General features: G+C 75.4%; 17 protein-coding genes and 1 tRNA gene. 10 read left to right on the plus strand and 8 right to left on the minus strand.

Annotation, left to right across the window (positions count from 1 at the left end):
• The first annotated feature begins 41 nt into the window (after window positions 1–41).
• A complete protein-coding gene (locus ACI79L_RS15820) occupies window positions 42–536 on the plus strand; it encodes a hypothetical protein (protein ID WP_456937707.1) in 495 nt (164 codons plus the stop codon).
• A gap of 3 nt (window positions 537–539) precedes the next feature.
• Here the strand turns inward: ACI79L_RS15820 and ACI79L_RS15825 are convergent, their stop codons facing one another.
• Entirely contained in the window at window positions 540–1319 is a 780-nt protein-coding gene (locus ACI79L_RS15825) for an aldo/keto reductase (protein WP_456937708.1), read from the minus strand.
• Between the two features lie 184 nt (window positions 1320–1503).
• On the opposite strand from ACI79L_RS15825, the gene ACI79L_RS15830 reads away from it, so the two are divergent.
• Both ACI79L_RS15830 and ACI79L_RS15835 read left to right on the plus strand, forming a co-directional pair.
• Window positions 1504–2886: a cystathionine beta-synthase gene (locus ACI79L_RS15830; protein ID WP_456937709.1), complete on the plus strand. Its 1383-nt coding sequence runs from the start codon at window positions 1504–1506 to the stop codon at window positions 2884–2886.
• Entirely contained in the window at window positions 2883–4031 is a 1149-nt protein-coding gene (locus tag ACI79L_RS15835; RefSeq protein ID WP_456937710.1) for a cystathionine gamma-synthase, read from the plus strand. The genes ACI79L_RS15830 and ACI79L_RS15835 overlap by 4 nt, the downstream gene beginning before the upstream one ends.
• 18 nt (window positions 4032–4049) lie before the next feature.
• Here ACI79L_RS15835 and map read toward each other — a convergent pair whose 3' ends face one another.
• Window positions 4050–4820, minus strand: coding sequence for a type I methionyl aminopeptidase (map, locus tag ACI79L_RS15840; RefSeq protein WP_456937711.1), 771 nt, complete (start codon window positions 4818–4820; stop codon window positions 4050–4052).
• A gap of 43 nt (window positions 4821–4863) precedes the next feature.
• Here map and ACI79L_RS15845 point away from each other — a divergent pair, with 43 nt between their 5' ends.
• A complete protein-coding gene (locus ACI79L_RS15845; protein ID WP_456929259.1) occupies window positions 4864–5133 on the plus strand; it encodes a helix-turn-helix domain-containing protein in 270 nt (89 codons plus the stop codon).
• 6 nt (window positions 5134–5139) lie between these two features.
• Here ACI79L_RS15845 and ACI79L_RS15850 read toward each other — a convergent pair whose 3' ends face one another.
• The 4 genes from ACI79L_RS15850 to ACI79L_RS15865 all read right to left on the minus strand — a co-directional run bounded on the left by ACI79L_RS15850 (window position 5140) and on the right by ACI79L_RS15865 (window position 7220).
• Window positions 5140–5325, minus strand: a complete 186-nt coding sequence (locus tag ACI79L_RS15850; protein WP_456937712.1) for a ferredoxin — start codon at window positions 5323–5325, stop codon at window positions 5140–5142.
• A complete protein-coding gene (locus ACI79L_RS15855; protein ID WP_456937713.1) occupies window positions 5325–6644 on the minus strand; it encodes a cytochrome P450 in 1320 nt (439 codons plus the stop codon). The genes ACI79L_RS15850 and ACI79L_RS15855 overlap by 1 nt, the downstream gene beginning before the upstream one ends.
• A gap of 111 nt (window positions 6645–6755) precedes the next feature.
• Entirely contained in the window at window positions 6756–7046 is a 291-nt protein-coding gene (locus ACI79L_RS15860) for a GNAT family N-acetyltransferase (protein WP_456929256.1), read from the minus strand.
• Window positions 7047–7143: 97 nt separating this feature from the next.
• Window positions 7144–7220, minus strand: a tRNA-Met gene (locus tag ACI79L_RS15865).
• Window positions 7221–7345: 125 nt separating this feature from the next.
• Here ACI79L_RS15865 and ACI79L_RS15870 point away from each other — a divergent pair.
• From ACI79L_RS15870 to ACI79L_RS15895, 6 genes are all read left to right on the plus strand, one after another.
• Window positions 7346–7912: a hemerythrin domain-containing protein gene (locus ACI79L_RS15870; RefSeq protein WP_456937714.1), complete on the plus strand. Its 567-nt coding sequence runs from the start codon at window positions 7346–7348 to the stop codon at window positions 7910–7912.
• 153 nt (window positions 7913–8065) lie between these two features.
• Window positions 8066–8692 carry an antibiotic biosynthesis monooxygenase gene (locus ACI79L_RS15875; RefSeq protein WP_456937715.1) on the plus strand — a complete coding sequence of 209 codons (627 nt, stop codon included), beginning with the start codon at window positions 8066–8068 and terminating at the stop codon, window positions 8690–8692.
• A gap of 319 nt (window positions 8693–9011) precedes the next feature.
• Window positions 9012–9593: a flavodoxin domain-containing protein gene (locus ACI79L_RS15880; RefSeq protein WP_456937716.1), complete on the plus strand. Its 582-nt coding sequence runs from the start codon at window positions 9012–9014 to the stop codon at window positions 9591–9593.
• Between the two features lie 78 nt (window positions 9594–9671).
• Entirely contained in the window at window positions 9672–10493 is an 822-nt protein-coding gene (locus tag ACI79L_RS15885; RefSeq protein WP_456937717.1) for a GOLPH3/VPS74 family protein, read from the plus strand.
• A gap of 219 nt (window positions 10494–10712) precedes the next feature.
• Complete coding sequence (locus ACI79L_RS15890; protein ID WP_456937718.1) at window positions 10713–11375, plus strand: hypothetical protein; 663 nt, start codon at window positions 10713–10715, stop codon at window positions 11373–11375.
• A gap of 357 nt (window positions 11376–11732) precedes the next feature.
• On the plus strand, window positions 11733–12206 hold the full coding sequence (locus tag ACI79L_RS15895; protein ID WP_456937719.1) for a 2-oxo acid dehydrogenase subunit E2: 474 nt from the start codon (window positions 11733–11735) through the stop codon (window positions 12204–12206).
• A 19-nt stretch (window positions 12207–12225) separates the two neighbouring features.
• On the opposite strand, the gene ACI79L_RS15900 is transcribed toward ACI79L_RS15895, so the two are convergent.
• Both ACI79L_RS15900 and ACI79L_RS15905 read right to left on the minus strand, forming a co-directional pair.
• The gene (locus tag ACI79L_RS15900) at window positions 12226–12729 is read right to left on the minus strand and encodes an SRPBCC family protein (RefSeq protein ID WP_456937720.1); all 504 of its coding nucleotides are present in this window, start codon (window positions 12727–12729) and stop codon (window positions 12226–12228) included.
• 82 nt (window positions 12730–12811) lie between these two features.
• Complete coding sequence (locus ACI79L_RS15905; protein ID WP_456937721.1) at window positions 12812–13003, minus strand: hypothetical protein; 192 nt, start codon at window positions 13001–13003, stop codon at window positions 12812–12814.
• Between the last annotated feature and the right edge of the window lie 102 nt (window positions 13004–13105).

Here is a 13105-nt window from a genome sequence, read left to right on the forward strand (position 1 = left end):
GCCCGGGTAGCCGCCCGGGCGACCGACCCCGGGAGGACCCCATGAGCGCGCGCCCCGCCCGCCGCACGGCCCGACTGCTCGGCCTGGCCAGCCTCGGCCTCGGCACCTCGATGCTGGCCTCGCCCGCGGCCGTCGCCCGCTTCGCCGGCGTCGACGACTCCCCCGTGGCGCTGCCGGTGGTCACCGCCGTCGGCGCCCGGGAGCTCGCGCACGCGGCCGGCCTGCTCGCCGGCCGCCCCGGCTGGGCGTGGACCCGCGTCGCCGGCGACGCCGTCGACCTGGCCGTCATGGGCGTCGCCCTGCAGAACCGGCGCGGGGAGCGGGAGCGCCGGCTGCGCACCGTCGTCGTCGGCGCCTCGGTGCTGGCGGCGCTGGACCTGCTCACCGCCCTGCGCTCCCGAAGGCGCACGTCGGCCCCCTCCCTCACCCCGGTGACCCGGCCGACGACGGGGCTGGTCGCCCCGATGATCGACGTCCGGCCGGCGCTGGCCGGCGAGCCCCGGCGCCCGGTCGCCCCGGCCCCGGACGCCGGGTAGGGCTCAGCCGCGCGCCAGGCCGTCGACGCGGGCGACCTCCTCGGCCGACAGCGCGAAGCCGCCGACCTCCAGGTTGGCGCGGATCCGCTCCGGGGTGGCCGACTTCGGGATCACCACCACGCCGTGCTCGACGTGCCAGCGCAGCACCACCTGGGCCGGGGTGACGCCGTGCGCGTCGGCGACCTCCCGCAGCACGGGGTCGCCGAGGTCGGTGTTCTTGAACGGGCTGTAGCCCTCGAGGACGACGCCGCGCTCCCGGTGCCCGCCCTCCACCGCCGGGTCGTACAGCGCCGGCGCCCAGCTGACCTGGTTCACCTGCGGCGTCACGCCGGTCGCCCGGGTGAGCCGGTCCACCGCGTCGAGGGAGTAGTTGCTGACCCCGACCGCCCGCGCCCGCCCGTCCTCGCGGGCGGCGACGAACCGCTCCCACAGGCCCTCGTCGGAGCCGCCGGGCGGCCAGTGCACCAGCCACAGGTCGACCGCGTCGAGGCCGAGGGCGTCCAGCGACGCGGCCAGCGTGCGGTCGGCCCGGCCCGCCTCGCGCGGCGGCAGCTTGGTGGTCACGAAGACCTCGTCCCGGTCGACGCCGGAGTCGCGCAGCGCCCGGCCGACCTCGGCCTCGTTGCGGTACATCGTCGCGGTGTCCAGGTGCCGGTAGCCGGCGTCCAGGGCGGTGCGGACGGCGTCGTAGCAGGTGCTGCCGGTCATCTGCCAGGTGCCGAAGCCGAGCAGCGGCATGCTGCCGCCGCCGGCCAGCGGCGCCGACGGGAGGGGCGCGGTCATGCCGCAGCCCTGCCCGGGCCGGCGGGCCGCGACACGCGCCCGCAGCGGACGGACCCGGTCAGGAACCCGTCGCCGCCGGGCGGCGGCCCCGGGGGCGGACGGGACGGCGGCGCGGCCGGGAAGCCGGCGGAGTGGTGGGATGGGACACACGGCGCCCGCCCGGAGCGCCGGCGAGGAGGTCCGCGTGCAGTACGCCGAGTCCGTCGTCGACCTGATCGGCGGCACCCCGCTGGTCCGGCTGTCGAGGGTCACCGCCGACCTCGGCCCGGACGCGCCGCTGGTGCTGGCCAAGGTCGAGTACCTCAACCCCGGCGGGTCGGTGAAGGACCGGATCGCCGTGCGGATGGTCGACGCCGCCGAGGCCAGCGGGGAGCTGGAGCCGGGCGGGACGATCGTCGAGCCGACCAGCGGCAACACCGGCATCGGCCTGGCGCTGGTCGCCCAGCAGCGCGGCTACCGGTGCGTCTTCGTGTGCCCGGACAAGGTCAGCCAGGACAAGATCAACGTGCTGCGGGCCTACGGCGCCGAGGTCGTCGTCTGCCCCACCGCCGTCGACCCGTCGGACCCGCGGTCGTACTACTCCGTCTCCGACCGGCTGGCACGCGAGACCCCCGGCGGCTGGAAGCCCGACCAGTACGCCAACCCGGCCAACCCGCGGTCGCACTACGAGACGACCGGCCCGGAGATCTGGGAGCAGACCGAGGGCAGGGTGACCTGCTTCGTCACCGGCGTCGGCACCGGCGGCACGATCAGCGGCATCGGCCGCTACCTCAAGGAGGTCAGCGACGGCCGGGTCCGGGTCGTCGGCGTCGACCCCGAGGGATCGGTCTACTCCGGCGGCACCGGCCGGCCCTACCTGGTCGAGGGCGTCGGCGAGGACTTCTGGCCCGAGGCCTACGACCGCTCGATCGCCGACGAGATCGTCCCGGTCTCCGACGCCGACTCCTTCCGCATGACCCGGCGGCTCGCCCGCGAGGAGGGGCTGCTCGTCGGCGGCTCCTGCGGGATGGCCGTCGCCGGCGCGCTGCGGGCGGCGGAGGAGCTGGGGCCCGACGACGTCGTGGTGGTGCTGCTGCCCGACGGCGGCCGCGGCTACCTGAACAAGATCTTCAACGACCGGTGGATGGCCGACTACGGCTTCCTCGACGTCGCCACCGGCGAGACGGTGGGCGAGCTGCTCGCCGCCAAGGACGGCGCGACACCGGTGCTGGTGCACACCCACCCCAACGAGACCGTCCGCGACGCCATCGACATCCTGCGCGAGTACGGCGTCAGCCAGATGCCGGTCGTGCGGGCCGAGCCGCCGGTGACCGCCGGCGAGGTCGTCGGCTCGGTGGACGAGAAGGTGCTGCTCGACGCGCTGTTCGCCGGCCGCGCCTCGCTGTCGGACCGGGTGGAGAAGCACATGTCCGCGCCGCTGCCGATCATCGGCTCGGGCGAGCCGGTCAGCGCCGCGGTGGCCGAGTTCGGCGAGGCCGACGCGCTGGTCGTGCACGTCGACGGCAAGCCCGCGGGCGTGGTCACCCGCCAGGACGTGCTCGGCCACCTGGCGGGGGTGACCCGGTGAGCGCGTTCGACGGCTTCGACACGCGCGCCATCCACGCCGGGCAGGACCCCGACCCGGCCACCGGCGCCGTCGTCGTCCCGCTGCACCTGGCCACCACCTTCAAGCAGGACGGCGTCGGCGGGCTGCGGAACGGCTACGAGTACGCCCGCAGCGCCAACCCGACCCGTGACGCCCTGCAGCAGCTGCTGGCCTCCCTCGAGGAGGGCACCGCGGGCCTGGCGTTCGCCTCCGGCCTGGCCGCCGAGGACACCCTGCTGCGCACCGTGTGCGCACCGGGCAGCCACGTCGTCCTCGGCGGCGACGCCTACGGCGGCACGTTCCGGCTCATCTCGCGGGTGGTGTCGCGCTGGGGCGTCGAGCACACCCCCGTCGACCTCAACGACCCCGACGCGCTGCGCGCGGCGATCCGGCCCGGCGCCACCCGCGTGATCTGGTGCGAGACGCCGACCAACCCGCTGCTCAACATCGCCGACATCGCGCTCACCGCCGAGGTCGCGCACGAGGCCGGCGCGCTGCTCGTCGTCGACAACACCTTCGCCAGCCCCTACCTGCAGCGGCCGCTCACCCTGGGCGCCGACGTCGTCGTGCACTCGACGACGAAGTACCTCGGCGGCCACTCCGACGTCGTCGGCGGCGCGCTCGTCGTCCGCGACGCCGACCTCGCCGGGCAGCTCGCCTACCACCAGAACGCGATGGGCGGGGTGTCCGGCCCGCTGTCGGACTGGCTCGTGCTGCGCGGGATCAAGACCCTCGGCGTACGGATGGAGCGGCACCAGGCCAACGCCGCCCGGATCGCGGAGTACCTCAGCGGGCACCCGGCGGTGTCCCGCGTGCTCTACCCCGGCCTGCCCGACCACCCCGGCCACGACATCGCGGTGAAGCAGATGTCCGGCTCCGGCGGGATGCTGTCGTTCCGGCTGGCCGGGGGCGAGGAGGCGGCGCTGCGGGTCTGCGAGCGGGCGCGGCTGTTCACGCTGGCCGAGTCGCTGGGCGGGGTCGAGTCGCTGATCGAGCACCCGCACCGGATGACCCACGCCAGCGCGGCCGGCTCGCCGTTGGAGGTGCCGGGCGACCTGGTGCGCCTGTCGGTGGGCATCGAGGACGTCGACGACCTGCTCGCCGACCTGGAGCAGGCGCTGGGGTGACCCGTCAGCCCCGCATCCTCACCGGGGCGCGGTGAGGATCCTCGGGCCGTCCCCGGTGACCGCGACCGTGTGCTCGACGTGCGCGGCGCGGCTGCCGTCGGCGCTGCGCAGCGTCCAGCCGTCGGCGTCCACCCGGTAGTCGTCGCTGCCGCCGGCGAGGAACCACGGCTCGATCGCGATCACCAGCCCGGCGCGCAGCGGCACGCCGCGGCCAGCCCGGCCCTCGTTGGGCACGTGCGGCGCCTCGTGCATGGTGCGGCCGACGCCGTGCCCGCCCTGGTCGGTGTTGATGCCGCAGCCGCCGGCCCGGCCGACCGCCCCGATCGCCGCCGAGACGTCGCCCACCCGGTTGCCGACCACCGCCGCCGCGATCCCCGCCGCCAGCGCGCGCTCGGCGGTCGCCACCAGCGCGAGGTCCTCGGGCCGCGCGGTGCCGACCGGGAAGGTGGTCGCCGAGTCGCCGACCCAGCCGTCCAGGGTGGCGCCGGCGTCGACGCTCAGCAGGTCGCCGTCCTCGAGCTCCCGGGTGGTCGGGATGCCGTGCAGGGCGACGTCGTTGACCGACAGGCAGACCACGCCCGGGAACGGCGGGGTGGTCGCGTGCGGGGCGTAGCCGAGGAACGGCGAGGTGGCGCCGGCGTCGGCCAGGACGTCGCGGGCCACCCCGTCCAGCTGGGTCAGCCGGACGCCAGGGGCGGCCGCGGCGCGGACGGCGGCGAGCACGTCGGCCACCACGGCCCCGGCGGCCCGCATGGCCTCCAGCTCGCCCGGCGTGCGCAGCTCGATCATCTGGGTCCTCCCGGGATTGGTATCCCGGTATTACTATCACGCCATGGTGCGACCGCCGCTGAGCCCCGAGGAGCGCGAGCGCGGCCGCCGGCTGGGCGCCCTGCTGCGGGCCGCGCGCGGGGACCGCTCCCCCGCCGAGGTCTCCGCCGCCTCCGGGGTGAGCCTGGAGGCGCTGCGGAAGATCGAGTCCGGGCGGGTGCCCACCCCGGCGTTCTTCACCGTCGCCGCGCTGGCCCGCGCGCTCGACGTCCCGCTCGACCGGCTGGCCGCCGACCTCACGGCGCCGGGCGCCGGGGCCGCGCTCTCCGCCTGAGGGCGCTCAGCCGGCGATCGACAGCGCCCCGGTCGGGCACTGCTGCACGGCGTCCCGCGCGGCGTCCGCGTCGTCCGGGATCTCCTGCAGCACCCGCACCGCGCCGTCGTCGTCGACCTCGAAGGCGTCCGGGGCGAGCAGCTCGCACTGCCCCGAGCCCACGCACAGCTCGCGGTCCGCGGTGACCCGCATCAGCGGGTCCCGCCGAGCCGGGCCGGCAGCCGCTTGAGGCCGTTGACGAACGAGGACGCCAGCCGGTCGGGCGGGCCGGTGACCTCGAGGTCGGGCAGCTGGTCGAAGATCGCGCGGAAGGTCACCTGGAGCTCGCGGCGGGCCAGGTGCGCGCCGAGGCAGAAGTGCGGGCCCTTCGAGCCGAACCCGACGTGCGGGTTGGGGTCGCGGCCGACGTCGAAGCGCTGCGGGTCGGCGAAGACCTCGGGATCGCGGTTGGCCGCCGCGTAGAACAGCAGGAACTTCTCCCCGGCGGTGAAGCGGTGGCCGCCGACCTCGCCGTCCTGCGTGGCGGTGCGGCGCATCCAGGTGACCGGGCTGACCCAGCGCACGACCTCCTCGACGGCGGCGCGGTCCAGCGACGGGTCAGCGGCCCACCGCGCCCGCTCCTGCGGCCACTCCGACAGCGTCAGCAGGCCCTGGGAGATGGCGTTGCGGGTGGTCTCGTTGCCGGCCACCAGCAGCAGGATGAAGAACGAGGCGATCTCCTGGTGGGACAGCCGCTCGCCGTCGACCTCGGTGGTGACCAGCGCGGTGGTGAGGTCGTCGCGGGGCTCGGCGACCCGCTCGGCGGCCAGCCGCTCCATCAGCGCGGCCATCTCCATGCCGGCGGTGAGGAAGGCGGTGAGCGGGTCGTCGTTCTCGATCAGCTCGGGGTCGCCGCCGGACAGGACGACGTTCGAGTTGGCCAGCACGGCCGGCCGGTCGGCCTCGGGGACGCCCATCATGTCGCAGATGACCCGCAGCGGGATGGGGGCGGCGATGTCGGCGACGACGTCGATGACGCCGTCGTTGGCCTCGGCCGTCGCCCGGGCCCGCGCCAGCACGTCGTCGACGACGGCGCGCACCGAGTCCAGGGTCCGCTCGAGCATCCGCGGGGTGAACGTCTTCGAGACGATCCGGCGGATCTTGGCGTGCCGCGGGTCGTCCATGCTGATCAGCGAGCCGTAGAACTCGTGGAGCTCGGCCGGGACGTCCTGCATCGACACCGCGCCCTGGCCGGAGCAGAACACCGCCGGCTGCGAGCTGATCGCCTCGAGGTCGGCGTAGCGGGTGACCGCGTGGTAGCCCGGGCCGGCGGGGATGCCGGGGAGGTCGGGCTCGGCGAAGAAGGCGAAGGGACGCTCCCGGCGGAGCCGGTCCAGGGCCGCGTGCCGCTCGGCCGGCGGGCGGGTCCACCAGTCCCGGTCGGACAGGTCGACGTCGGCGAGGTCGACGTCGGTGAGGTCGGCGACCTCCGCACCGGACGCTGCCTGCGGGATCGGGGCCTCGACGCTCACGGACGACCTCCTCGTCGAACGGTCAGCAGTGACCGTCAACCTAGAGAGGACGCCCTGTGACAGGCAACACACCCACGCGTCCGGATCCGCGGCCGTCCGGCCGCCCGCGAGTCAGGCGTCGCCGCGGTCCACCAGGTCGCCGTACTCGGGGTGGCGCTCGATCCAGCCGCGGACGAACGAGCAGCGCGGCACCACCGTCTCCCCGCGCGACCGGACGTCGTCCAGGGCCGCCCGGACGAGCCGGCCGCCCAGCCCGGACCCCTCGGCGTCGGGGTCGATCTCGGTGTGGGTGAAGACCACCTGCGCACCCCGGCGGGAGTAGGCGGCCAGCCCCAGCAGGCGGTCGCCGTCGCGGATCTCGTAGCGCTCGGACTCGGGGGCGTCCTGCACGGTCGGCTCCATGCCGTTCCGCAACCCGGCCGGCGTCCGCCCTGTTCCCGCCGACGACCCCGGGACGCGACGAGGGCCCCGGAGCAGACGCTCCAGGGCCCTCGTGCCGTGGTAGCGGGGGCAGGATTCGAACCTGCGACCTCTGGGTTATGAGCCCAGCGAGCTACCGAGCTGCTCCACCCCGCGTCGGTAGGACCCACCGTACACGCCTCTCCCGGACCGCTGCCGGGGGTGTGGGCAGTGCCACCCGGGTAGGACCGCGGTACCGGGTGAGCAGCCGCCCGGCAGCGCTCCGGCCCGGAGGCAGCCCGATGACCGCGAGTACGAGCAACCAGGACGTCGTCGAGATCCTGACCAGCGACCACCACGAGGTCCTCGACCTGGTCGGCCGCATCCCCGCCGCCGACCCGGCCGAGCGGCGGGACATGGCCGACACCGTGATCGCCGAGCTGATGCGGCACTCGGTCGCCGAGGAGATGTTCGTCTACCCGGCCGTGCGCGAGCACCTCCCCGACGGGGAGGCCGCGGTGCAGGACGACATCCAGGAGCACCAGCAGCTGGTGGAGGTGATGAAGGAACTCGAGGACGTCGACTCCGCCGACCCCCGGTTCCTGGAGACCCTCGGCCGCCTCGAGCAGCTGCTGCGCCACCACGTCACCGACGAGGAGACCGAGCAGTTCCCCGCGCTGCGCGCCCGGCTGAGCCCGGACCAGCTCGTGGAGATCGGCCGGAAGGTGGAGGCGGCGAAGAAGGCCGCGCCCACCCGCCCGCACCCCTCGGCGCCGCACAGCGCGCTGTTCCACAAGACGGTGGGACCCGGCGTCGGGATGGTGGACCGGCTCCGCGACGCACTGACCGGCCGGTCGGACAACACCTGAGGCACCCGCCCCGGTCCTCCGGCCGGAGGGCCGGGGCCCGGCGCGCCGCCGGGGACCGCCGCCGGGGCCCTTGTCCGCCGTCGGGCGCGGGAGGACGCTCGACCGCGCGGCGATGCCGCAGGGGCACCGCCGCCGGTCCGAGAGGGGGGCGGCATGTACGCCCGATCCACCACCATCCGCGCCAACCCCGGCTCGCTCGACGAGGCGATCGCGTACGTACGCGACGAGGTGTGGCCGGCCCTGCAGGACATGGACGGCTGCGTCGGCCTGTCGATGCTGTGCGACCGGGAGTCCGGCCGGTGCATCGCGACGTCGGCGTGGGAGGACCAGGAGGCGATGCGGGCCACCGCCGAGCGCGTGCACCCGATGCGCGAGCACATGAGGGAGCGCTTCGGGACGGGCGAGGACCTCGAGATACAGGAGTGGGAGATCGCCGTCCTGCACCGCGAGCACAACGCCGGGGACGGCGCCTGCGCACGGGTCACCTGGAGTCGCGGCGAGCCGGCCCGGGTCGACCAGATCCTCGAGATGTACCGCACCACCCTGATGCCGCGGATCCAGGAGCTGCCCGGCTTCTGCAGCCTCAGCCTGCTCGTCGACCGGGACAGCGGCCGCGCCGTCGGCACGGTCGTGTTCGCGGACCGCGCACACCTCGAGGGGACACGGGACGCGGCCCGGACGATCCGCGAGGGCGCCGTCGACACGATGGGCATCGACATCCTCGACGTCGCCGAGATGGACCTCGTCGTCGCCCATCTCCGGGTGCCCGAGACCGTCTGATCCGCCCCGCGGGCGTCCCGGGCCCACTCCGGGACGCCCACCGGGCGCCCCTCGGACGTGGCGTCCCCGTGCCGGTCCCGCGGGCCGGTCGGCCATCCGGCCGGCCGGTGCGAGCAGCACGGTCCCGAGGGTGGGCCGCTGCGCGCAGCACGCGGCGCAGCGTCCGGCCGCGCGGCGCAGGTCGTCCCGCAGGAGCTCACCGGCGGTGGGCGGCGGCGACCCTCGTGATCCTCGCGGTCCTGACCGGCTGCTGGGGACTGGGCCTCCGGTGACCGTCGGGCCCTGCGCCCACCGGTCACCGGAGACCAGCATCGGCGTCATGGCCGCCGCCACGCGTGTCCTCGTCTGCTACGCCTCCGCGACCGGTTCGACCCGCGGGATCGCCGAGCGCATCGCGGACCGCATCAGGAGCGACCTGCGCGGCCGCGGGCTCGCCGACGCGCAGGTGGTCTGCCGGCCGGCCGGGCCGGATGTCGATCCCCACGGCTTCGATGCCCTGGTCGTCGGCAGTGCGGTGCACGACATGGCCTGGCTGCCGGCGGCGACGTCGTTCCTGGGCAGGGCCAGCGGCGCAGCCGCACCGGTGTGGGTGTTCAGCGTGGGGGGCTCGGAGCCACGGGATCCGCTCACCCGGAGGCTGGTCGCCCGCGAGCGCGCGCGGATCGAGCGGACCCTCCCCGCGGGCTTCGCGCCGCGGGACCACCGGGTGTTCGGCGGGATCGTGGTGCTGTCCGGCGCGCCGGTCTGGGGCCGGCTGTCGTGGCGGCTGGTGGGCGGCAGGCCACGCCTCGATCACCGGGACTGGCCGGCGATCGAGGCGTGGGCCGCCGGCATCGCCACCGAGGTCGCCTCTGCGGCGCGGCCGACGGCGGCCACACCATCCGGGCAGCGCCCACGGTGAGGCGTTCGAACCCTGCTGGGCCACTGGCCGCCGGGCTGCGGGACGCGCGCAGCGGGGTACGGCGTCAGCAGCGGGACGGTGACCGACCGGGTCTCGTCTACCACGTCCGCGGCCGGGCTGACAGGGGACGTGTCCGCTCAGCAGCTCGCACGGGATGCGTCCGGGCCGATGGCCTCGTCGGGAAGTGGCCGGACGACCGTGTCGCCCTCGTCGCGAGTCACCGACGGTCGACACATGCTCATCGCCGAGGACCTCCTGCTCCTCCTCACCGCCGACGACACCGGGAAGCCGGCTGCGGACAGCACGAACACGAACACGGCGCTCGGCGGGGCGTTGCTGGCCGAGCTGGCACTCGCGCAGCGCGTCGACATCGCCGGCCCCGACGAGCGGGTGCGAGAAGGCCGCCTGATCGTCCGGGACGTCCACCCCACCGGGGACCGCGTGCTCGACGACGCCCTGGCCACGGTCGGCCACAGGGAGGGCGAGAAGCCCCAGAACGTGCTGGCCGCACTCGGCAAGCAGGCACGGGTGCGGCTGTACGAGCGGCTCACCGCAGCCGGCCTGCTGCGAGCGGAGGAGGGCCGGATCCTCGGCATCTTCCCGACCCACCGGTGGCCCGCGGAGCACACCGGCCACGAGACGGCGGTCCGAACCGGCCTCGCCGCGGCCCTGCGCGACGGCGGGACCACGGACGCCAGGACCCGAGCGCTCGCCTCCCTCCTGCTCGCGCTGAAGGCCGTGCACGAGGCCGTGGCTCCGGAGTCCGTCGGGCTCTCCAAGCGGGAACTGAACGAGAACGCCGAGCGGATCGCCGAGGGCGACTGGGTGGGCAAGGCCGTCCGGTCGGCGATCGACACGGAAACGGCCATCATCGCCGCCGGCTCGTCGGGGCACGGCTGAGGAGGCGGCGGGTCCTGACGCCACCACCCGGCGACGTCACCACAGGTGCGCGGTGACGGGGATGGCGGTCGGATCCTCGGCCCGCGCAGCGCATCGACGGTCCCACTGCGGCACGAGCCGACGACCGGCTCGGATCGACGGGTCCGACGACCCTGACCTCCGCGAGCCCCGCGGGGCAGGCTCCCGGCGGAGAGCCTGCCGCCGGTAGGAGGGGCAGCGATGTCCGCGACCGTGATCGGAACCGCTCTGGTCGGCGCCGCAGGCTCGTGCGCGGTCGCCGTCGCGCGCAGGCTCGCCCACTGGGGGGCCACTCCCGACGAGGTGCGCCGGCGGTTGCCCGGCGACGAGCTGGTCCCCGGCGGCCGGGCCACCGTGACCACCGCGGTGACCATCGACGCCCCCGTGGCGCAGGTGTGGCCCTGGATCGTGCAGATCGGCCGTGGCCGGGCCGGCTTCTACACCTACACCTGGCTGGAGAACCTGCTCGGCGCCGACATCCACGACCTCGACCGCGTCGCCCCCGACCTGCAGCACCTGGCCGTCGGCGACCGCATCTGGCTCACCCCCGAGCGGTACCTCGGGCGGATCCCCGGCCAGGCCTGGCGCGTCGCCGCCGTCGACCCGGAACACGTCCTCGTCCTGGAGCAGCGACCTCCGGAGAACCCGCGCGCGGGCACCTGGTCGCTGGTGCTGGAGGCGGCGGGCGCCGAGCGGACCCGCCTGATCAGCCGCCACTGCACGCCTCCGTCGTCGGGCCTGCTCGCACGGGCGGCCGCGGCGTTCTGGTCGCTGAGCAGCGTGATGGAGCGCGGCATGCTGCTGGGCATCAAGGAGCGGGCGGAGACGCGCCGGCCGGCCACGACAGGAGCCGTGGCGCGGTGACCGGCTCCGACAGCGCCGTCACCGGGACGGGGCCGGTCCCGCGCGTCCGCGAGACCGGGAGGTGTTGCGCTTCCCGTCGAGCCGGCGGGCCGTGACCGCAGCCGTGCGGGCGGGCCGGCGCATCATGCCGATGCACGGTCTGCTCGAGGTGGACGTGACCGAGGCGCGGCGGCTGCTCGCCACCGCCGATCCGCCGCTGTCGATGACCGCGCTCGTCGTCGCCACCGTGGCCCGGGCGGTCGCTGCCCGCCCGGAGGTACACGCCTACCGCGACTGGCGCGGGCGGCTGGTCCGACACCGCCACGTGGACGTGCAGACCCTGGTCGAGGTGCCGACCCCCAGGGGCCGTTCGGGCTCGTGCACGTCGTCCGGGACGCCGACGTCCGCCACGTCGCCGGCATCAGCGCGGAGCTGCGGGGCGTCAAGGCGGACCTCATGACGACGCCGACCGGCCGGGCACTGCAGCGGTTCGCCGCGCTCGCCGGCCGTGTCCCGGGTCTGTTCCCGGCGATGTACGTGGTGATGGGACGGTCGGTGCGCGCCCGGGAGCTGACCGGGACGGTGCAGGTCACCGCGGTCGGGATGTACGCCGGCGGAGGCGGCTTCGCCATCGCCCCGCCGACCCTCGCCTCGCTCGTCGTGGTCGTCGGCGGGATCAGCCGCCGCCCGCGGGCGGTGGGCGAGGCCGTGGTGGTCCGCGACGTGCTCGACCTCACCGTGACGATCGACCACAACGTCGTCGACGGGGCGCCGGCCACCCGCTTCGGCGCCGACCTGCGGCACCGGCTGGAATGCCCGACCGCCGATCCGGGGCTCGGCCCTCGCGGGTGACGGGGCAGCGGACGCGTGTTCACCGCGCCGTCGGCTCCTGCTGCTCCTCGAGGACGTTCTTGATGTCGTCGAGCCGCTGCCGCAGCCGTGGCCGCAACCGCTGCTCGATGGCCCTCCGGAACGGCCGCAGCAGCCGACGCGGCACCAGTTCCTCCCGCTGGCGCAGCACGCTCCCGTCCTCGGTCGGTGCGATCTCGTAGGTCAGGTGAGCGGTGAACCACAGGCTGCGGGCGTCCATGCCGAGGCGGTGCGGCGGCTGCACCTCGGTCACGACGCTGTCGACGTGCAGCCACAGGCCCGGGGCGAACCGGACCGCCTCGTGCCACACCGTGCCCACCCGGGTCGGACCGGGTGGGTCCTTGACCATCCGGACGGCGGCCCGGCGCGGGACGGGTTCGGCGTCCTGGACGTCGGCGAGGAACGCGTAGACGTCCGCCGGTCGGCGACCGATCGCGACGGACAGGTCGAACCGGCAGTGCCCCCCCGGACGGACGCCCGCACGCGGCCCGGCAGACATCGTCATCAGCCCAGGGTCGGGCCGTGCCGCCGTCGTCGTCATGGGCCGAAGTGCCTGACTGCCGCGCCGGTCGGCACTCGGAGCGCTGTCAGGGCTGTCGCGGGTCGACGGGCGTGAGGATCCCGAGCCGGTCCTCCAGGTCCGCCGCGGCGTCCAGGCACAGGTCCTCGCGGTAGCGCGGGCCGATGACCTGCACGACCTGGGGCAGCCCGTCGGCGACGCCGACGGGCACGGCCGCGGCGGGCAGGCCGAGCGCGTTGACGGCGATGGCCGTGCGCATGCTGAGCATCGTGTCGGGGGGGGGGGCGGGCCCGCCCGCGCGGGAGCCCCCCCCCTAGACCCCCCCACACCAACCCGCCCCGCCCAACCCACAGCCCTGGAG

The organism is Geodermatophilus sp. SYSU D00684, assembly GCF_054050455.1.

Coding starts and splice junctions, on each gene's coding strand:
- ACI79L_RS15820 (WP_456937707.1), top strand. CDS start 42: ATGAGCGCGCGCCCCGCCCGCCGCACGGCCCGACTGCTCGGCCTGGCC.
- ACI79L_RS15825 (WP_456937708.1), bottom strand. CDS start 1,319: ATGACCGCGCCCCTCCCGTCGGCGCCGCTGGCCGGCGGCGGCAGCATG.
- map (WP_456937711.1), bottom strand. CDS start 4,820: ATGATCGAGCTGCGCACGCCGGGCGAGCTGGAGGCCATGCGGGCCGCC.
- ACI79L_RS15845 (WP_456929259.1), top strand. CDS start 4,864: ATGGTGCGACCGCCGCTGAGCCCCGAGGAGCGCGAGCGCGGCCGCCGG.
- ACI79L_RS15850 (WP_456937712.1), bottom strand. CDS start 5,325: ATGCGGGTCACCGCGGACCGCGAGCTGTGCGTGGGCTCGGGGCAGTGC.
- ACI79L_RS15860 (WP_456929256.1), bottom strand. CDS start 7,046: ATGGAGCCGACCGTGCAGGACGCCCCCGAGTCCGAGCGCTACGAGATC.
- ACI79L_RS15870 (WP_456937714.1), top strand. CDS start 7,346: ATGACCGCGAGTACGAGCAACCAGGACGTCGTCGAGATCCTGACCAGC.
- ACI79L_RS15875 (WP_456937715.1), top strand. CDS start 8,066: ATGTACGCCCGATCCACCACCATCCGCGCCAACCCCGGCTCGCTCGAC.
- ACI79L_RS15880 (WP_456937716.1), top strand. CDS start 9,012: ATGGCCGCCGCCACGCGTGTCCTCGTCTGCTACGCCTCCGCGACCGGT.
- ACI79L_RS15890 (WP_456937718.1), top strand. CDS start 10,713: ATGTCCGCGACCGTGATCGGAACCGCTCTGGTCGGCGCCGCAGGCTCG.
- ACI79L_RS15900 (WP_456937720.1), bottom strand. CDS start 12,729: ATGACGATGTCTGCCGGGCCGCGTGCGGGCGTCCGTCCGGGGGGGCAC.
- ACI79L_RS15905 (WP_456937721.1), bottom strand. CDS start 13,003: ATGCGCACGGCCATCGCCGTCAACGCGCTCGGCCTGCCCGCCGCGGCC.